The sequence below is a fragment of the Aeromonas cavernicola genome, from assembly GCF_002795305.1.
Classification (GTDB): Bacteria; Pseudomonadota; Gammaproteobacteria; order Enterobacterales; family Aeromonadaceae; genus Aeromonas; species Aeromonas cavernicola.
Genome location: NZ_PGGC01000042.1, coordinates 1 through 19,113 on the forward strand (window position 1 = coordinate 1; position 19,113 = coordinate 19,113).

19 protein-coding genes and 1 pseudogene are annotated in these 19,113 nt (G+C 53.1%); 8 read left to right on the forward strand and 12 right to left on the reverse strand.

Annotation, left to right across the window (positions count from 1 at the left end; translation table 11 throughout):
* Nucleotides 1–288, reverse strand: a 288-nt coding sequence (locus tag CUC53_RS04610) for a DUF6444 domain-containing protein (protein ID WP_236757866.1), incomplete at its 3' end; no start/stop codon positions are given.
* Nucleotides 289–585: 297 nt separating this feature from the next.
* On the opposite strand from CUC53_RS04610, the gene CUC53_RS04615 reads away from it, so the two are divergent.
* The gene (locus CUC53_RS04615; RefSeq protein WP_100293062.1) at nt 586–909 is read left to right on the forward strand and encodes a hypothetical protein; all 324 of its coding nucleotides are present in this window, start codon (nt 586–588) and stop codon (nt 907–909) included.
* Nucleotides 903–1,565: a putative phage abortive infection protein gene (locus tag CUC53_RS04620; RefSeq protein ID WP_157798199.1), complete on the forward strand. Its 663-nt coding sequence runs from the start codon at nt 903–905 to the stop codon at nt 1,563–1,565. Before CUC53_RS04615 ends, CUC53_RS04620 begins: the two co-directional genes overlap by 7 nt.
* 104 nt (nt 1,566–1,669) lie before the next feature.
* Here CUC53_RS04620 and CUC53_RS04625 read toward each other — a convergent pair whose 3' ends face one another.
* The 11 genes and pseudogenes from CUC53_RS04625 to CUC53_RS04670 all read right to left on the reverse strand — a co-directional run bounded on the left by CUC53_RS04625 (nt 1,670) and on the right by CUC53_RS04670 (nt 11,094).
* A complete protein-coding gene (locus CUC53_RS04625) occupies nt 1,670–2,092 on the reverse strand; it encodes a DUF6201 family protein (RefSeq protein WP_100293064.1) in 423 nt (140 codons plus the stop codon).
* Nucleotides 2,093–2,196: 104 nt separating this feature from the next.
* Nucleotides 2,197–2,640, reverse strand: coding sequence for a DUF6201 family protein (locus CUC53_RS04630; protein WP_100293065.1), 444 nt, complete (start codon nt 2,638–2,640; stop codon nt 2,197–2,199).
* Nucleotides 2,555–2,758, reverse strand: a pseudogene (locus tag CUC53_RS19545) (DUF6402 family protein); the annotation flags it as partial. The pseudogene CUC53_RS19545 and the gene CUC53_RS04630, both read right to left, overlap by 86 nt.
* A 155-nt stretch (nt 2,759–2,913) precedes the next feature.
* Nucleotides 2,914–3,336: a DUF6201 family protein gene (locus tag CUC53_RS04635; RefSeq protein WP_100293066.1), complete on the reverse strand. Its 423-nt coding sequence runs from the start codon at nt 3,334–3,336 to the stop codon at nt 2,914–2,916.
* On the reverse strand, nt 3,333–4,199 hold the full coding sequence (locus CUC53_RS04640; protein WP_100293067.1) for a DUF6402 family protein: 867 nt from the start codon (nt 4,197–4,199) through the stop codon (nt 3,333–3,335). Before CUC53_RS04640 ends, CUC53_RS04635 begins: the two co-directional genes overlap by 4 nt.
* A complete protein-coding gene (locus tag CUC53_RS04645; RefSeq protein WP_100293068.1) occupies nt 4,199–4,723 on the reverse strand; it encodes a type VI secretion system PAAR protein in 525 nt (174 codons plus the stop codon). The genes CUC53_RS04640 and CUC53_RS04645 overlap by 1 nt, the downstream gene beginning before the upstream one ends.
* A 512-nt stretch (nt 4,724–5,235) precedes the next feature.
* A complete protein-coding gene (locus tag CUC53_RS19160; protein ID WP_236757867.1) occupies nt 5,236–5,691 on the reverse strand; it encodes a DUF3142 domain-containing protein in 456 nt (151 codons plus the stop codon).
* Nucleotides 5,691–5,945, reverse strand: coding sequence for a hypothetical protein (locus CUC53_RS19165; protein ID WP_236757868.1), 255 nt, complete (start codon nt 5,943–5,945; stop codon nt 5,691–5,693). Before CUC53_RS19165 ends, CUC53_RS19160 begins: the two co-directional genes overlap by 1 nt.
* Nucleotides 5,946–5,948: 3 nt before the next feature.
* A complete protein-coding gene (locus CUC53_RS04660) occupies nt 5,949–8,081 on the reverse strand; it encodes a PA5441 family protein (protein WP_157798200.1) in 2,133 nt (710 codons plus the stop codon).
* Nucleotides 8,082–8,353: 272 nt separating this feature from the next.
* Complete coding sequence (locus tag CUC53_RS04665; protein WP_100293071.1) at nt 8,354–9,694, reverse strand: TldD/PmbA family protein; 1,341 nt, start codon at nt 9,692–9,694, stop codon at nt 8,354–8,356.
* The gene (locus CUC53_RS04670; protein WP_100293072.1) at nt 9,694–11,094 is read right to left on the reverse strand and encodes a TldD/PmbA family protein; all 1,401 of its coding nucleotides are present in this window, start codon (nt 11,092–11,094) and stop codon (nt 9,694–9,696) included. Before CUC53_RS04670 ends, CUC53_RS04665 begins: the two co-directional genes overlap by 1 nt.
* A gap of 573 nt (nt 11,095–11,667) precedes the next feature.
* On the opposite strand from CUC53_RS04670, the gene CUC53_RS04675 reads away from it, so the two are divergent.
* From CUC53_RS04675 to tssA, 6 genes are all read left to right on the forward strand, one after another.
* The gene (locus CUC53_RS04675) at nt 11,668–11,901 is read left to right on the forward strand and encodes a hypothetical protein (protein ID WP_100293073.1); all 234 of its coding nucleotides are present in this window, start codon (nt 11,668–11,670) and stop codon (nt 11,899–11,901) included.
* A 256-nt stretch (nt 11,902–12,157) separates the two neighbouring features.
* Nucleotides 12,158–12,868: a type IVB secretion system protein IcmH/DotU gene (icmH, locus tag CUC53_RS04680; RefSeq protein ID WP_100293084.1), complete on the forward strand. Its 711-nt coding sequence runs from the start codon at nt 12,158–12,160 to the stop codon at nt 12,866–12,868.
* 15 nt (nt 12,869–12,883) lie between these two features.
* Nucleotides 12,884–15,526 carry a type VI secretion system ATPase TssH gene (gene tssH, locus CUC53_RS04685; protein WP_100293074.1) on the forward strand — a complete coding sequence of 881 codons (2,643 nt, stop codon included), beginning with the start codon at nt 12,884–12,886 and terminating at the stop codon, nt 15,524–15,526.
* A 2-nt stretch (nt 15,527–15,528) separates the two neighbouring features.
* Nucleotides 15,529–17,067, forward strand: a complete 1,539-nt coding sequence (locus CUC53_RS04690) for a sigma-54 interaction domain-containing protein (protein ID WP_100293075.1) — start codon at nt 15,529–15,531, stop codon at nt 17,065–17,067.
* Nucleotides 17,067–17,672: a type VI secretion system-associated protein VasI gene (gene vasI / locus CUC53_RS04695; protein ID WP_100293076.1), complete on the forward strand. Its 606-nt coding sequence runs from the start codon at nt 17,067–17,069 to the stop codon at nt 17,670–17,672. The genes CUC53_RS04690 and vasI overlap by 1 nt, the downstream gene beginning before the upstream one ends.
* An 8-nt stretch (nt 17,673–17,680) precedes the next feature.
* A complete protein-coding gene (tssA, locus tag CUC53_RS04700) occupies nt 17,681–19,093 on the forward strand; it encodes a type VI secretion system protein TssA (protein WP_100293085.1) in 1,413 nt (470 codons plus the stop codon).
* Nucleotides 19,094–19,113 lie beyond the last annotated feature (20 nt).

The window sequence follows — 19,113 nt, forward strand, 5'->3', positions numbered from 1 at the left end:
AGGCGGATAGAAAGAGCCCACGGACAGGGGGGCAGGGGGTGGATGGCGTCCCCGCCGCTGGCCTTTATGGCCAGGCTGGGCGCCACGTTTTTTACCGCAAGCCGGACGCAGCCGGGCAGATGGCGTGCTTCCCGGCCCGTCACTGGAGGGGGGCTTGGAAGAGTTGCCACTGTGCTGATTGAGGCGGTCCTCCAACTCGGTAATACGGTCCAGCAGCTTATGTATCAGCTCGTGGGCCTGTTCGAGGGTGAGTGAATTAACGGCCGGTGTCGGGTGCTTTTTGGTCATGCCAGTGATGATGCAACACGAGCGGGATCATGCAAGAGGCAAAGGCGGATCAAGAGACGATCGTCTCTTTTTTCCTGTCAAGCCACTCTCGGTGAACGGTTACCCTTTATGCTCGCCTCAGCAGTTTCGTTTGGCTTACCATGACCGTCCCGAACCTGTTGAACCGCGATGAGTTGCTGCCAGCGTGGGTCAAGGGAGCATATTGGAGGCTGTCTCCACGGGCGGTAGCGTGAGATTTGGTGACGTTACGCCTTGCTCAGAAAAGTGGATGTCCCAGATTTACTTTATGTGAGATATATGAAAAAAAATATTTTAGCTCAGCTTTTTATTTTTATTTTTATTTTACTTATTTGGTTCTATTACCCAGATTGGGGATATTATGTTAAAAATAATTCCATTGTTGTTTTTGGGGCAGATTTAGGCACATTTGGAGATTACTACGGCCCTTTAAATGCATTATTTTCAGGATTTGCATTTGCTGGTGTTTTAATATCTATTTTTCAACAATCGCAACAACTCGGAATAGCAAAAAGTGAAATGGAAGTACAGTCTGAACAGTTTAGACTTCAAACATTTGCTATGAAAAGGCAAATGTTTGAAACCACTTTTTTCAGTTGTTAAATTATTATTCGATTGCCGTAAGCGAATTAAACTCATCAGCAGGTGGTGATATTACAGGAGGGAAAAAAGCCGTAAAAAATATGGTGGATTTATTTAACAAAAATATAAGTTCAGGTGGTTTTTATTCTACTTATAAGGATGTTGAAAATCATAATAACGTAGCTTACATAGATTTTTTAGATGAAATGGGCTATTTATTTGAAATTCCTTTACGACATTTTATCCATCTTGTTGATTATGTGCATTCATCTACTGCAATTGATGACAAAGGAATCTATATTGATTTGATAAGGGCTCAAGTATCAAGGTACGAAATGTATCTTATATTAAGCTTCGTAAAACATGATGACCGTTTTATTTTGTTTTCAGAATTGATAGAGAAATATGCACTCGCAAAAAACTTAACTATCGCGACAGATTTACCTATAGATGTTTTTATGTTTTTTTCATCTGCGGCATATTGGAATATCGAGCATGATGTGCTTACATATTATATTAATCGAGTTGTAGAGGAGACTCCTTCTGATGTTAAACTATATATTGATAATGTCATTGAAGAACCCTTAGATGTGACCAAATATATAGATGGTAGAGATATAGTGAAATTTTATCTTGAAAATAAAAAAGCTCATGTTGTTTTTCTAGAAAAAAGGTGACCATCCGGTCACCTTTTAACCTAGAAAGATGGGTGTTCCAGATTTCATGCTAAAAATGGTTGGATTACCCATGCTTTAATTTCCGAATTCTGAGATGAGCTCATTCAGTGAAAAATGCTGAACCACCAACTCCACCATTTTCTATTTTTCGTGCTGATATTAAGCTCTCCATCATATTCATCGTCAAACACAACAAAGCTATGTTCATCCAATGAAAACTTTTCCCCTGGGAATCGATAATTAATGCCTCGCCATGCGCCATAACATGAAAACGGCGAAGACTGACCTATGTATCCGCTTTTGGAATCATATAGCGAAAAATATATGGGCTCCCAATCTTCAGATAGAAGACAGTATAAACCTATGGGATTGACTGGATACACCGACTCAAAAACCACCTTATACCTCCCATCTTTTGAGACCTGGCTAAACGGGGGTGTTTCATCTAAAAAACCCAATGAAACATGGGCAAGTAGCAACCAATAAACAACACATAAGGCAGCGAGAAATTTAGCTAGTATCGTCATAAGTAAATCACCCGCTGATGAGAACGCTAAGTTAACCAAAATATAATTGAAAGAAAAATAAAAGCTCTCCCTTGTGTTAGAAGGAGAGTATTTTAATTTTAGTGTCAGGAGAATGGGGTCAGTATTATACTCCACCAACGTTTATTATTGATGTCAATTTCCATATCCTTTTCATGTTCCCCCATAGCTGCACCAAATAGCGAGTCCTCGGGGGAAGGAGCTTCGTGAGGTAGCTTGCCATCTCGTGGAAATAACACGTTTGCTATTTCATAAGCACTGATACAGGTAAAAGGGGATGATTGCCCTAAATACCGTCCCTCTTTGTCATAAAGAGAGATGAATGCTGGGGTATCTGAGGTTATTTGGCAATACACGCCGATGGGATTGAAAGGTTTAATATGGTTTATGTAAGCCGTGAAATAGCCATCGCGGGATTTTATTGCATAGTCATTCTTAATATCTTTATATAAAACATGCCCCAAAAGCACCCACAATATAAGTGATATTGCCGACACTAGTATTAAAATATAGGAGATATTTTTTCTCATAAGAATACAATCTTTTTTCCTGCCGTGGGGTAAAGCCACATAACATCAGAAAAATAATAAAATCACCACCACTATTATGTTTATCTTGCCAATCTCTAAAATTACTGTCGAATACAGGGACAAATCCGTTTCATTTTTTAAATAGTCAGTTAAGTTGATTTTTAATATGGTAAAAATTTGGAAAGATTATCTTAGTGACACAGTAATGTGTGCAAAAATTATTATTTATGATTTTATAAAAATATTTTATGGAATTTATCCCGCACTTCACTTTTAGTAAAAAATGCTGAATAGCCAACTCCACCAACGCTTGCTCTCGATACTAATATTAAATTCACCATCATACTCATCATCAAGTACAAGGAAGCTGTTTTTATCAAGTGTAACGGCTTCTCCCGGGAAGATTAAAACTGCACTACCCCATGGCCAATAGCACGCAAACGGTGAAGATTGCCCTATATAATTATCATCGGCATCCAACAAAACAAAATACTTTGGTGCCCAGTCCGTAGTTAAAAGACAGTATAAGCCTATAGGATTAACGGGGTGCATATCGTTTAGAATGACTTTATATTTACCATCCTCTGATAGTCGACTAATAGGAGGGGAGACGTCTAAGAAATTTAATGAAACATGAGCAAGTAATAACCAATATACAGCAAACAGTACAAATACAATTTTTGCTAATTTCTTCATAAATAAATTACCTGTTGATGAGGAAGTGGATTTAACCAAAGTACATCTGAAAACACAATAAAATCCCTACCTGAGTTATGCTTTTCTTGCCAGTCACGAAAATCACTATTATAGATTGGAACAAATCCACTCCAGTTACGCGCTAATTTTCCAAACAAACCAGAGCTATAAGAAGAAAGATACACAGCACTTTCAGCCTTCGTTAGCACACGTTGCTTGCTCCATATTCCTAAAGGTTCGGATATATATTTTCGGTCATCCACAAAATCGTATGTATCTTTGAGGTATATGCCAATCCGTTTGACAAAGAAGGCTGGTCGTTCATTCTGAGTTCCAGAATAACCACTTACTGCAAAATTCAAGCTTGCATTACCCATTGCACCATACCAATCATCAATTCTATCCAGTAATCCACCAACCTTTATCGTGTTCACCTGCGCGGTTGCATCCAGTACCCTGGCACTGTCACTCATTCCTAGTGGTACATACAAACTAGGGGAATAACCTGCCTGTTTAAGCCTTTTTACTAGGCGTTCGATACCAGCGGCAGAGTTCCATGTTTTCATTCTCTCTTGCAATTCATCTTTAATATATGGTATTGCCCATGCCATTTTAACGACATTGTCGTTAATTAACTCTTCTGGAATATCCATTGCATTACCGGTAATTAATTTAACCTTTAATTCCGTTGTGAATTTATATGCAGGGGTAATGCTAAACCAATGACGCATGAGCTGGGGTGCTACTTTCCAGCCCATTTTTTCCATTGCATCAGGAATTTGGTCCAGGTGGAAAATATCCACTTTAACGTCTTGTCCCTTAGTATTTGTGTTTGGCGATAATTGCGTGCTGGCAACAGTCATTATCGAAGTCCTATTCTTGTTTGAAAAACATAATCAAGCGTCAGATTTTCCTCTGCCTCACCTTTTACCTTTGAGGTGTTGCCATTTGCATCAATAACGCCTTCAACTAGCCCTTTAGTAGACGTCATTCCATAAGCAAAATGTTGAAATGGAGCACCGGTCTCGCCATCCAGAAGGCAGAAGTGTCCATCAAACAAACCCGATATATTTAATGGCGCACTCATCGGTGGGACTATGTCGCCAATCATCACCGAACTGCTGCCGATAATCACGCCGCCACATCCCACTTCACTTCCTGTTAGTGCGGCAGGTTTGCCATTAAAAAACACGGTTTTTGAGCCTGTCGTTATCACTCGGTCATGGGGCGGGCTGCCCGGCTTCGCATGGGGAGCTAGCGGATCCCCCACTCTGGCCGCAGGCTTGTGGTCGATAAAGATATCTTGCGAACCTGCAATGATGGGGGTCGGTGGGAATCCATCATGGTCGGTGCCCATGTCCCCTACTGTGGCGGCTTTTCTGGTCATCGTTACTCCTCACGAGTGCCAATTTACAGACGTTATTGACCGCACGGTTTTCCCTGTAAAAACGGGTCACCGCATCCGCCGAATGCAGTGCTATGCCACCTTGTGGGTCTGGCGTGATAATCCAATTGTCTTGGTCGAGGTAAAAATCGCCCATGGCTGGGCTTCTGATATTCACCCGCTCGCCAAAGAATGCTATCCCGCCATCCGTTATCCGGATTATGACCCTGAGGTCTGGAATATGAATATCCACCTCTTTCCTAAGCACCTTCATGCCGCTGCTCTTTCCTTGCGACTCGGTAAAAGGTCATTGTGCCATAGGCAACAGACGGAGCCACGCTAGCCACCTCATATGGATAAAATTCAGATTTTTCTGACACCTATGAAAAATGTGGGGTCCTCACCTTTTGTGGCATGGGTGTTCCCGTGCCACACGCTGGCTCAAGGCCTCGACGCCCTGATCGGCGCTAGTGGAAGTGGTATGACCGGATTAGGTGGGATAAGTGGAGCTGGGACTAGCGATTGAGTAAGAACACCACTTCTCCCCGATAGTGGGGGGAGGCGGCCAGCTTGGTCTGCCACCATGGCTCCCATTCTCCACCCTGCACCAGACCGATTTTGAAGGGGAGGGTGAGCTGCATCATGGCTGGTAGGTAGGCGGCGTAGCCCGGAACCGTTTGTTTACCTTGGTAGGTCTGGATCACTATCTCATCGACGGGGAGGGTGTTGAGCTGCGCCACATTCCCCGTCTTGGCCCAGTCGAGCAGGCCCGTCACACTGAGCTTGCACTCTGCCGGCAGTGCTTGTCGCAACTGCCGCAACGCGCTGGCGTAACGATCCAGTTGGCGGGTGGCTGCATCAAAGTCGATCTGAATACCCGTTACCTTGGCGCCAGCCTTGCGCCACTGGCGATAGAGCTTGGCCAGCAACTTCTCGTGGTCGGCAGAGAGCGGCAGCGCATTGACTCTCACTACCAGCCAGAGTTGCTCGGTCTGACGTGGTGCTGGCGCCCCCCCAGCTTGATAAAGCGCGGACCGGACGGTCTGTTCAATATTTCCCCCTGATGCAGATAGAGGGTGCTTGCCTGTGCCACTACCGGCTGATATCGGGTGGCAGACCACAGCCAGAAGGCGTGGTAGTTGCTGGCATCGACACTTGCCCGCAGGGGCGCTGCAAGGGTCGATAACAGCAGTGGCAGCAGGCTTAGCAAGCGGGAGCGCGGCATCGCTTACCAGAAATATTTGAGGGACTTGGCCCATACCGAGTTGCCATAACGCTGTTTGAGCGTGTTGAACCAAGCTTGCCGGGTGTTCTTGGGGATCTCTTGCTGGTCACACCCGTTGTAGCCTGATGGTGCGTAGCAGTTAATGGCTCGATAGAGGGCGTAGCTCTTGTCTTCGGGCTCGGCTTGCGGGTTGGCGATGACGGCCTGATAGAGCTTGAGCCTGCTTGGCGCGGTAGCGGACTTGGGCTCTGGCAATCCCCATACTCGCTCTTTTCCTTGCCACAAGTTGATATTAGGCTCCTTGTTACGTAGATACTCCCCTAGGCAGTTGAGGGCATGTCCATCCTCGGGGCGTTGTACCAGTGTGCCGAGCGTGGTGGTTAGGTCTTGGCAGTAATAGCCTTGCGGCGTGCTATCACCTCGCCACTGGAATGCGGACAGCCGCACATCTTCGTTGGGTAGCGGTTGCCATGGTGCATCCTTGGGTGGGGTCAGCTCCTTGTAATCGGCGGGAATGAGCGTGACGTCTTTTAGGAAGGTTGGATAATCCTCGGCAATCAGGTCTCTCACCAGCAGGGTATGCAGGGCGATCTGCCGTTCTGCGCTGCTTGTTGCCTGCTGGGCTTGGTGACGAAGCAAGGCAGGATCGGCCGACTGTTTTAGCACGACGCTGCGGATCCGCAGCTGAGTGACAGGGCTGCCCTTGTCGAAAATAGCCGCCGTTTTGCCAGTAGCGACCCACTGATCTGCCAGCATATTCTCCACAAATGCCTGTTGTACTTGGGGAAGTGGTGCTGCGATTAGCGTCATCAGGGCCTGTTCTGCTTGCTCAAACGCTTTGCTGCCTTGCAGCGCCCAGATACGCAGCAGCTGCCGGCTGAACGCCAGGGTTGAGGTGTGTTGTCCTTCGGTTGCGGGCAACAGGGCCAGCACCGCGTCAAACTGTTGTTTTTGCAGCAATAGATAAGCTTGCAGGTAAGTAGCCTCTTCTTTGTTCCCCACCGCTTGCAGCTGTTTGATGGCGGCATCGAGTTGCTCGTCACTCCAGTAGGGTTGCTGGTTACCGTTGGTTCTAAGGCCACGCAGGGCATTGATAAACAGCAGCTCAGGCTGGGTATTATCTTGGTAGGCGAGTTCATTGCGATAGGCGTCAGCGCTTAGCAAAGCGAGATCGATTTCGTTAACCAGCGCCTCCAGCTCCGGCAGGGAGTGGTCTGCGGCAATCGCCTCGCTATAGCTATCGCGCAATCTAGCCTGATCACCTGACATCCAGATAATGCGTCTGAACATCCCCTTGGTTGAACTGGCGTAACGGCCCTGCGGATAGGCCGCGAGATAGGCTTGTCCCTGCATCATGGCCTGTTTTAGCGCCGCGTGATCGCTCTTAGTTAAATCAACGCCCCCATACTCGTCCTGCGCCTCTTTCATTGCGGCATTAAGGTATGTTCGCATCACCATATAGTTTACGGTTTCGGCAACCCATGGTGCTTTTGCTTTTTGCAGAGCCATAAAGCCAGCCAACGCCTCGGAAAAATGGCCGTCGTAGAACTGGCGAACCGCATCCAGATAAGCCTGCCACTCCTTGGCAGGTTCGCTCATCGTGACTTCAACAGGCTGGGGGCTATCTTCCTGTTGGCCAAGGATCTGTAAACGGGTTGTGAGCAGCTGTGCGCGTTCGGCAGCTGCCACATCACTTTGCTCTAGGGCATCGAGAAATCGACCGACTGATTGCAGCGAGTTGGAGATAGCTCGTCCATACAGCGAGTCACGGCCTGCATAGTGTGCTAGCAGGGCTGGCAGCGAGGGGTCATAGGTGGTCAGTCGAGTCACCAGTTGTTCACGCAGCTCTGGGCTCTCCACCTCGTCTGGAAGTGGTAGACGTTGCAGCGAGAAGATCTCTCTATCACGTTGGTTGACGGGATCGGCTGGCAGCATAAAAGGGAGGGCGAGGCGCTGCTTGTCAGCCAGTAGCATCAGTAAATTGCTCTTAGTGTCGTTGTCGGAAAGAAACAACGGATAGGCTGGCAATGGGCAGTCTGCATGCCAAAAACTGCAACCATCGCCGTCGATTGAGGCAAATGAGTAGGAGGAAACAAGCACTGTAGCCAGTGCCAAGGCGTATCTCGTGGTTGTCATAAGGAGCTATCCACTAGGAGTCAATGGATCAGGGCTTGATGCAGCCGATCCGCCGTATGCTGCGCAATGGTAGGCAACGAAAAATGGCAGCAGATAGTACGAGGGCACGCAGAGAACCACAATCTTACTGCGGTGAAACAGTGATCAGGGTGTCGTTTCTGTATACCAACGCTGCAGGTCTGTGATGGCGAGAAAGCAGGTGAGAGAGGCGGCGTGAATGGGTCCAAGATAGCCCCGCCCCTTGCCGGCTGGCATAGGGCGGGGTCATCAGGTTATTTGCCAGCGATAGCGAGACCGGCAAAGCGGATCAGCGGGGCGTAGCATCCCTTACCATCGTTGTGATGGAGGGTGCCACCGACCGCTTCTAGCTCGCCGAGCAGACGGTAGAAATTACCTGCCACCGTGATGCCACGCACCGGCTGGCGACGTTCCCCATCGCGGCACAGAAAGCCTGATGCGCCAAATGAGAAATCGCCGCTCACCGCATCGGCCCCTGAATGCAGGCCATCGAGCTTGAGCAGTTCCAGATACTCGCCACTTTTCACCTCGGCCTCGCGGTGGGGGCCTGCGCTTATCACCAGATGGCGGGCGCTGACATCCAGGGCGCCGCGGGCGCTGCGGGCTGCCGCGCCGTTACTGGTCACGCCAAAATGGCGGGCGGTGGCGCTGTTGTGCAGCAAGGTCTTCAGTTCGCCGGCCTCAATCAGTTGCAGGTCACGGGTCGCCGCTCCTTCGCCATCGAAGGCTTTGATCCGCATCCCCCCCGGCATAGCGACTCGACTGGCGAGGGTCAACCAGCGCGAGGCCACTGGCTGGCCAAGCTTGTCGCGCCAAGGGTTGATCCCTTGCTGGGCCCATTTACCCGACAGCGCCGCCTGAAAGCAGCCAATCAGGCTGGCCAAGGTATTAGGGCTGAAGATCACGCTGTAGCGGCCACTGGGCAGTGGTTCCCCCGCCAGCAGGCCGTCGGCCACGGCGTAGATCTGCTGCGTCAGACTGTGGCTATCGAGTTCGTCGAAACGGCGGCCATATTGGCCCTGTGAGTGCATCGACTGGCGGCCGCCGCGCTCGATCAGAGCAGAGCTGTAACAACTGACGCTAAATTCGCGGTGTTGGCAACAGGTGCCTTGGCTGTTGGCCAGCCAAAGCTCGCTGTGCCCTTCCACAAAGCCGTTATAGGGGGCACCGGTCACCTCGGGCAGGGCCAACATATCCGCTTCAAGGCGCAGGGCTAGGGCGATTTTATCTTCTACTGCGGTGTGGTCGGGTTGGTTGATCGCGGGGTCGTCGGTGGTGAGCTGGCTGGCGGCCACCGAGATACGCTGATCGGGGTCGACCTTGGCGAAGCGGCAGGCATCTTGCGCGTCTTGCAGCATGGCATCGAGTGCGGTTTGGTCGAGAGACTCGGAGTAGGCGATGCCGACTCGGCCCTCTTTGATCAAGCGAATGCCGATCTGCTGGCTGCTGGTCACCTTGTATTCACCAAGCTCGCCCTTATCGGCTTTGAGGGAGAAGGCGCGGTCTTGATTGGCGATAAGGTCGGCGTCGGCGTTGATATCGGCCACTTTATCGAGCAGGCGGGTCAGCAGTGGCTGCATGTCACGTGAGTTCATCAGGCGTTCCCTCCCACCAGAATATGGTCTACTTTCAGGGCCGGTTGGCCCACTGAGGTGGGCACCGAGCCCGATACCGAGCCGCACATGCCTGCGGCCAGAGCCAAATTGTTGCCTACCATCGAAATTTCCTTAAGCACTTGCGGGCCGGTGCCGATCAGGGTGGCGGATTTTAGGGGCCGAGTGATTTTGCCGTGCTCGATGAGGTAGGCCTCTTGCACGTTAAAGTTGAACTCGCCGGTGCCCGGTTGCACCGAGCCGCCGCCCATTTTTTTGGCGTAGATCCCGTGTTTAACGCTAGCCAGCATCTCATCGAGGCTGTGCTGGCCCGGCTCGATGTAGGTGTTGCGCATCCGTGAGGTAGGGGCGTATTTGTAGGATTCGCGCCGCCCCGATCCGGTGCGCGGATGGCCGGTCTTGAGCGCGCCCATCCGGTCGGCCAGAAAACCGGTCAGCACGCCATCCTTAATCAGTTGGGTGCGCTGGGTTGCCATCCCTTCGTCATCGACGTTGATCGAGCCCCAAGCATTGCCCTGCAATCCCTCATCCACCGCACTGACGGCCGGATTAGCAATGGGCTGGCCCATTTTGTCGTGAAAGACCGAGGCCTTTTTCGCGACTGAGGTGGTTTCTAGCAGGTGACCGCAGGCCTCGTGGAAGATCACCCCGCCAAAGCCGTTCTCCATGATGACGGGCAAGGTGCCGCTTGGGCAGGGTGCTGCCCCCAGTTTTACCAAGGCTTGCCGGGTGGCCGTGAGCGCTAGCTCACGGGGGTCGATGCGTTCGGCATGTTCCCAGCCCATCAGGGCACCGGGAGCCTCATAGCCCACGCTCTGCTCGCTGCCAAGGGCGGCGATGGTCTGGGCCATGATCCGGTTATAGTGGCGGCGATCGCCAAGCCATAGTCCTTCGCTGTTGAAGATCTCCACCTCCTGCTCCCAGCCCAGCACATTGCCCGAGAACTGGCTGACCCGGTCGCTCTCGCTGCGGGCGGCCGCGTCCATGGCGTGCAGATAGGCAATTTTGGCCTCTAGCTGCTTGTCTGCCGAGAGCGGCAAGGGGACGGGGTGGCGATCTGTGATGCGGGTGAAATCAAAGGCGGTGGCCGTGACCACTGGATCGCGTCGATCTTTGGCCGCTAGCAGGGTGACGATGCGCAGCAGCTCATCACGGTCGGTCAGATTGGTGTAGCCATACAGCACCTTATGGCCGTAACACAAGCGCACGCCGATGCCAAAATCGAGGCCGCCGCTGATGTTCTCAATCTGGCGGGAGAGCAAGCTAAGCTGGCTGCGACGTTTGCGCTCGACAAACAGCTCGGCAAAATCGGCCCCTAGGCGCAGTGCGTGATCCAGCACATCGCGGGCGATAGTGGGGGCTAACAGGGAGGGAGCGGTCATAGAGTCTCCTTTTTAAGATCGGTCTGTTGGCATCTGACGCCTTGGTCAAGTGCTGATGTTGCGCTCGGTAGCATCACTGCTGATGTTGAACTCGGCAGCTCACGATGGATGTTGAGCGCTTATCAGGCGTTGCGGTCATTGTTGCAGACCCGCCACAAAAAGTCGCTACGGGCTATTGGATGGGCTTGATTGAACAAATCGGTCGGGTTGTGGCATGAGAGGATGAACGGATCTGGGGCACTCAGCACTTATCCCATTAGGCTATTTAGCTAACTATCTTGGCCCTGTCGTGCTCGAAATCCTCACGCACTACGATAGGCTGCGGATTCTGTGCGCGATGTGAGCCCGCTCCTGTGAGTATTAAAGAGGGCGCCGCGCCAATAACGCCTACAGAGATAGGTTCTAAGTGGACCAATCACGCTGACTGGGATAGGTACTAAATCAGGCTTTGCTGACCGATGCAGCAAACAAGGCCCATTGACTCGCCGCTTGAGTGAGCGATGTCAAGGGGCGAGCTCAGCGCCTGTTAAACAATTATGACGGCAAGCCATTATTAATATTTAGGCAAAGACGATGAGCCATGTTGCTGAGGAACTATCTATATTGATTTATTTATTTTTAAATCATGACAACAAATATATTCAATTAGGAAGTGAGGTTCTGGTTTTAGCGTTAGGTGGCAAGATGGGTGGCTGTTACGTGCGATTTTATGGCCCAATGCTTTTATTTTTTATTAATAAAAATCATAAAGATAGATTCTTTTTTGGTGGTGGCGATAGCGTACTGGCTAGGGACGAGGACTCATAACAATAGAATATCTACTTTATATTAGGGAGCCATTTGATGGTAAGATGTGGTACATATTGCGCATCGCCAAGTTAGCACGGGTAGCATAAAAATGAACAATGATGAAATGCCGGTTGTAAATACTAAACTGGCAAATTCAGATAATTCTGACGTATTACCATCGGATAATTCTGACGCATTTAAGTCAGATAATTCCGATCAACTGAGTCAGGCTGTGGTTGAGCAGCATCTGTTTGCTGGCGCAACCTTGATGGACATGGATTCCGATTACTGGTTTCGACTACGGGGTCAAAGTATTAACCCGATGATCGATGCGGTGACGCCATTGCTGGGCTTAGTGCAACGGGTTCGTCAGTTGGAGCAATATGATCGGGTTGATGCGCTCTATGGCCGTGTTGTCAATGAGATCCAAGCTATCGAGCAAGAGCTGCTAAGCCAAGGCTATGAAAACGGGGTACTCCTCTCGTTTCGTTACATCCTCTGCACCTTTATTGATGAAGCGGTGATGGGCCGTCAGTGGGGCAGCCAAAGCCAATGGTCACAGCACTCACTGCTGGCGCGATTCCACAATGAGACATGGGGCGGCGAAAAAGTGTTTGTGCTGCTTGCCCGTCTGCAAGAGGACCCCAAGCGTTATCGCGATATTTTGGAGTTTATCTATCTGTGCTTATGCCTTGGTTTTGAAGGGCGTTACAAGGTGATCACCCAAGGGCGCGATGAGTTTGAGCGGATCGTCAAACAGTTGCACAAGCTGCTGTTATCTGACGTTGGCGGCGATGCCCCTAGCGTATTTCATCTTGATCTTGGTCGTCAGGCTTCTCGCTATCAGCTGCGAAAGCAACTCTCTTTGCGCAGCGTCATCATCGGGGGGATGGTGATCCTCTCGGCGATTTTCGGCCTCTATCACCATCAACTCAGCAACCAGACCCAGGACGTGGTACGTCAACTGGGCGAATTATTACAATAGCAAGGAGAGCGTTCCGTGATTCGTATTGAACTGCCGGTTCTGGTGGAAAGACTAAACCCCATTTGCCGCCATATGTTGGAAGAGGCGGCCGCCCTTTGCGTCAACCATCAGGGGGCCGAGATCCGTATTGAGCATCTGCTGCTCAAAATGCTCGATACCCCGCTCTCGGATGTCCGAGTGATCCTCAAGCGTGCTGACGTTGAGTTGGATGAGCTCAAGACCCTGTTGCAGCCGGCTGCGGCTGATAGCGGTTATGGCCAAGGCTATCCCTCTTTCTCCCCGCTGTTGGTGGAGTGGCTGCAAGACAGCTGGTTGTTGGCCTCGGCTGAGCTACAACATGCCCAGCTGCGCAGCGGTGTCATGCTGCTGGTGCTATTAATGACCCCTCAGCGTTACTTGCCTACCTCCGTCACTCGGCTGCTCGCCAATGTTAACCGTGAGCTGCTGCGCCAGCAGTTTGATGAGTGGGTCAAGGAGTCTGCGGAGACTCAAGTGACTGTTTCTGCCAGTGGCGTAGCGACACAAGCGGCGCTGCCTGCTGATGCCAGCTTGCTGGCGCGTTTTACCGTCAATGTCACCGAGCAGGCCCGCCAAGGTCGCCTTGATCCGGTATTGTGCCGAGATCACGAGATTGACTTGATGATCGATATTCTCTCTCGTCGTCGCAAGAATAACCCCATCGTGGTGGGTGAGGCCGGAGTCGGTAAGAGTGCGCTGATTGAAGGTCTGGCCCTGCGGATTGTGGCGGGCCAAGTGCCAGAAAAACTGCGTGGTGTGGATCTGATGACCTTGGATCTGGGCGCGATGCAGGCTGGGGCATCGGTCAAGGGAGAGTTTGAAAAGCGCTTTAAAGGGGTGATGCAAGAAGTGAAAGACGCGGTCAATCCCGTGATCTTATTCATTGATGAGGCACACACCTTGATTGGGGCAGGCAATCAGGCGGGTGGGCTGGATGTCTCTAACCTGATCAAGCCGGCACTGGCCCGTGGTGAGCTGCGCACCATCGCCGCGACCACCTGGAGCGAGTACAAAAAGTATGTCGAGAAAGACGCGGCCCTGTCCCGTCGCTTCCAACTGGTTAAAGTGGGTGAGCCTAACGCTGAAGAGGCGACCGTGATCCTGCGGGGTCTGCGCAGCATCTATGAAAAAGCCCATGGCGTGTTGATCGATGAAGAGGCGCTGCACGCCGCCGCCCAGCTCTCTGCGCGCTACATTTCTGGTCGCCAGCTGCCTGATAAAGCCATCGATGTGCTCGATACTGCCTGTGCTCGGGTCGCCATTAATCTAACAACCCCCCCCCGCCGCGTCAGCTATCTGCAAAACGCCCTGCGTCAGCGCGATCTGGAGATCCGCCAGCTAGAGCGCCAAACCCTGATTGGACTGGGTGATAACAGCGAACGGTTAGCTCAACTCCAAGCGGACCAACAGACGTGCCAAGCAGAACTGCAAGATCAAGAAGCGCAGTGGCAGCAGCAACAAAAGTTAGTGCATCAGATTGTTGAGCTGCGTGCTGCCTTGCTGGCCGATGACCGAGGCCAAGGCGCGCCATCTGATGCGCCTGCACTGATCGGCGCACCGCTCGATCTGAAAGCAGCCGCTGCCACCTTGGCAGGGCTTGAGGAGGAGTTGGCCGCCCTGCAGCAAGATGAAGTGCTGGTGTCGGCCCATGTGGATAAAACCCAGATTGCGGCGGTGATCGCCGAATGGACAGGGGTGCCGCTCAACCGCATCTCGCAAGGGGAGCTCGACGTAGTGACCCGCCTGCCAGAGTACCTGGGCGAGCTTATTAAGGGTCAAGAGGTGGCGGTGTCTCATTTGCACAAGCATCTATTGACTGCGCGTGCTGACCTGCGTCGGCCTGGCCGGCCCCTTGGTGCCTTTTTATTGGTGGGGCCAAGCGGGGTTGGTAAGACTGAAACCGTGCTGCAAATTGCCGATCTGATGTTTGGTGGGCGCCAATACCTTACCACCATCAACATGTCCGAATACCAAGAGAAGCACACGGTGTCGCGCCTGATTGGATCTCCTCCCGGTTACGTGGGATTTGGTGAGGGCGGCGTGTTAACCGAGGCCATCCGCCAGAAACCTTACTCTGTGGTGTTGCTCGATGAAGTGGAGAAAGCCCACCCCGATGTGCTCAACCTCTTCTATCAGGCGTTTGACAAGGGTGAACTGGCCGATGGTGAAGGCCGTGTCATCGATTGTAAGAACGTGGTGTTTTTCCTGACCTCGAACTTGGGTTTCCAGACCATCGTCGATTATGCCCAGCAACCCGATGAACTGCAGGATGCGCTCTACCCAGAGTTGGCGGCGTTTTTCAAACCGGCGCTATTAGCGCGGATGGAAGTGATCCCCTATTTGCCACTGGGTCATGACACCATGGTGCAAATTGTCGGCGGCAAGCTCAAGCGACTGGTCACCTTGCTCAACGAGCGCTTCGGTGCTGAGGTGACGGTGGAGCCATCCGTTGCCGAGGAGATCTTACGCCGCGCTAATCGCAGTGAAAACGGAGCGCGGATGCTGGAATCGGTGATCGACGGTGCCTTGTTACCGCCGGTCTCCTTGCAGCTGTTACAGCGAGTTGCGGCGGGTGAGCCGATTGCGCGCGTTCGCTTTGCCGTGGTGGATCACCAATTTGTGGCCGAGGTGGAGGGCTAATCATGGAGCAGGCCCTCGCCTTTGCGCTGGCGTTAACCTCCCAGCGTGACGAGCCGCACCTGTGCCACTGGTGGCTATCAACCCTGAATGCCAGTTTTCAGCCCAAGGGCATCTTGCTGGGGATGCTGGATGTCAGCGGTCGTCAGTTGGCGTGCACGGGGTGGGTGAATGGGCAGGCGGTAGAACTGGCACTGGTGGTGGATGACTTCTCTCATCCGCTGGCCCATGTGCTGCAGCGGGCAGAGCCCTGTACCTGGGATTCGCTACATGGCGGAGCCCGGATCGAGCACGCTGAGTTTCGCACCCTGTTTAGCAAGCTTGGTCAACGCTGTGGTTTGCACGCGCTGCCACTGACCGACAGCAGCGGCAAGGCATTGGCGGTGCTGGCGTTGCTCGATAATGGTGCTACCTTGACCGATTGGGCGCAAGGCGCAGAGCTTACTCAGTTGGCGCAGGTGTTTTGCAACCAATTGACCTTGATCCGTGATCTGGGGCGCGTGCGGCGGGATCAGAGTGTACTGCGCGACTCGTTACGTCAGATCAAGGGCGAAGGGGAGCGGCTGCGCCAGCACGAGAAACGGCTAACCGAGCAGCTGGTCGGCCAGTCGGCGGTGATCCGTGGGCTGCGCGAGCAGATCAGTCAGGCGGGTCGGCACAAGCTCAGCGTGTTGATCCAAGGGGAAACCGGCAGCGGCAAAGAGGTGGTCGCCCAGCTAGTACACCAGTGTTCCGATCGTGCAGCCAAGCCTTTTGTGGCCATTAACTGTGCGGCTATCCCAGAAAACTTGATTGAAAGCGAGCTGTTTGGCTACCAGAAAGGGGCCTTCTCTGGGGCGCTGACCAACAAGATTGGTCTAGTGGCCCAGGCTAACGGCGGCACTCTGTTTCTCGATGAAGTGGGGGATATGCCGTTGGCCATGCAGGCCAAGTTGCTGCGAGTGCTGGAAACCCGCAGTTACCGACCCCTTGGCGCGGAGCAAGAGAGCCACTCCGATTTTCGTCTTATCGCCGCGACCCACCAGCCACTCAGTCGCCATGTGGAGGAGGGCCACTTTCGGGCAGACCTCTACCACAGGCTTTGTCAGTGCTTGCTGTTGATCGCCCCGCTGCGTGAGCGAATGGATGATTTGCCGGTGTTGTGCCAGCACTTTCTGGCCCATTTTGCTGCGCAGGATGACAAGCCTCCAGTGGCGCTGCATAAGGCGTTTTTGAAGCAGCTGCAAGGCTATGACTTTCCCGGTAACGTGCGGGAGTTGCGCAATTTGCTGGAGGTGGCCTATGCCCATAGCCGCAGCGGTGGTGAGGTGAAACTGGATGCCTTACCCCCTGAATTACGGGATCGGGTCAGTGCTCGGTTGCCGCCAGCGCTAGACGATTACAACCATATCCGAGATCTGCGGTTGGCCATGCAGCAATATGAGGCATCGGTGATTGGGGCGCGGCTGCGCTATTTCCGAGGTGACCGAATGCAGGTGGCCGAGAGCCTAAATATTCCCAAACGTACTCTGGATCACAAATGCCAGAAACTGGAGGTTAACTGATGAGTATCCTCGGCATACTGCCGTTGCTGTTGGCGACCGGTGCCGCCGCCCCGGTGCTGGACGGTGAGCGCTGGCAGGCATGTCAGCGTGAAGCGGCGCCGCTGGTGCGCTTAGCCTGTTATGACGCTATCGGCAATAGTAACCAGCCGGGCTCACCAGGTGGGGCAGTCAAGTCCGCTGCTTGGCAAGCCATTTGGGCGCAAGAGCAGACCCGCACTCCCGACAGTCCCGCCTTTTTACTGCAGCAAGATGAAGGCAGTGGCAGTGCGACCCTGACCCGCCCCGCGCTGCGTGGGGCAACCTTGGCCATTGGTTGTGTTGACAGCATTACCCACATTCGGTTGCGACTCGATACCCCATGGCAGGCCGAGGGCGTTCAGCTGGCGCTGGATGGCCAAGCCAGCAACCGTGCACAAAACTGGTTTATCCGCGATCAGGGGCTGTTGCTGGAGTATGGCCGCGGCTTGCCCGCTATCGAAGAGCTCAAACGCTGGATCGGTCATCGTGAGTTGCAACTGGGCGCCAATCAAGGTGCCCAGTTGCGGATCGACCTCACTGGCTTGCAAGAGGCGCTGCAGCCACTGCGCCAGCAGTGTCGCTGGTAGGGGGCGAGATGAGTCATCAACCCCCCTGGTGTGCTCGCTTGTTAACCAGCTTGCCCGAGTCGCAGATCAGCGCGGCAGTGCCGGCCGATGAGCCGCGTTGGGACTATGTGGAGGGCGAGCTGGTCAAGCTGGGATCCTTGGCCCACAGCCAGGTTGATCTCAACGCTGTTGCTGAGGCTTGCTTGGTGCTGCTGGAGAGTCGCACCAAAGACATGCGAGTCGTGGCCCAGCTGCTGCGTTGTTTGCAGCACCCGGCTAAAGCGACGCCACTGGGGACGGCGCTGAGCTTGCTAACGGCATGGTTACAAGCCTATTGGCTGCGGGCGTGGCCTGCGAACATCAGCCAAAAACAGCGGCTGATGCTGCAAATTATTAAGCGCTTTGAGGGCACTCTACCGCGGGTCAGTGAGAGCGCTTCGGCTGCAGAGTTAGCCCAGTTATTGTCCTTAGCGGAGCAGTTAGCCGCGCAGTGGCTGGCATGTTGTCCTGATAAGGGCGAGCTGCTGGAGCCCTTATTAATGGGGCTACAACGGGCGCAGCGCCAGCAAGCCGTACAAGCGAATGTCAATGTTGGTGCAGGGGCTGAGTCTGATCCTGCCGCGTCAGCCAAGACGGCGCTAGCCCCTGCCAACGAGGTTGCTAAGCGCGCCAGCGTGGATATTGACAGCTCAAGCGATCGCGCTTGGCGGCAAACTCTGCTCAATGTCGCGCAGCTGCTGATTGAGCGCCAGCCAGAGGCTGCGGTGGGTTATCGCCTGCGCCGGCATGCGATGTGGGCGGGGATCACCACGCCACCGCTAGCGGCCCAAGGGAATAAAACCCAGTTGGCCCCGATATCGGTCGATATGGTGGTGGAGTATCGCAGTGCAATAGGCACGCCGGATCTGGCGTTATGGCAGCGGATCGAGCAGAGCCTGAGTTTGGCGCCTTATTGGTTCGAGGGGCATCACCTGTCAGCTGGGGTGGCGCAAAAGCTCGGATTTGCGGCAGTGGCGCAGGCCATCATGCAGGAGCTTGATCACTTTTTACAGCGGCTTCCCGCCCTGCGCGAATTGACGTTCAGCGATGGTAGCCCTTTCTTATCGCCAGCCTGTAGCCAGTGGTTACAGCCAGTGAAAGGCGGCAGTAGTGATGGCGGCGCGGCGAGCTTGGCAGAGGAGGTGGCGATGCGCCATAGCGAGCAGGGGGTGGCCGCGGCCCTGACCTTACTCGATGAGCGATTAGCCCAGCTCACCGAACCGAGAGCGCGTTTCCACGCTCAGTTGGTACATGCAGAATTGTTGGAACAAGCAGGCATGAATGCGCTGGCTCGCCAGCACTATCAACATTTGTGGCAAGAGGCAGATCGCTTGGGATTGGCGCAATGGGAACCGGGGCTCGTTAGCCGGGTAGAACACCATCGCGCCCTATTGTCGCAATGAGTCATTGAGTCGGAGTTGAA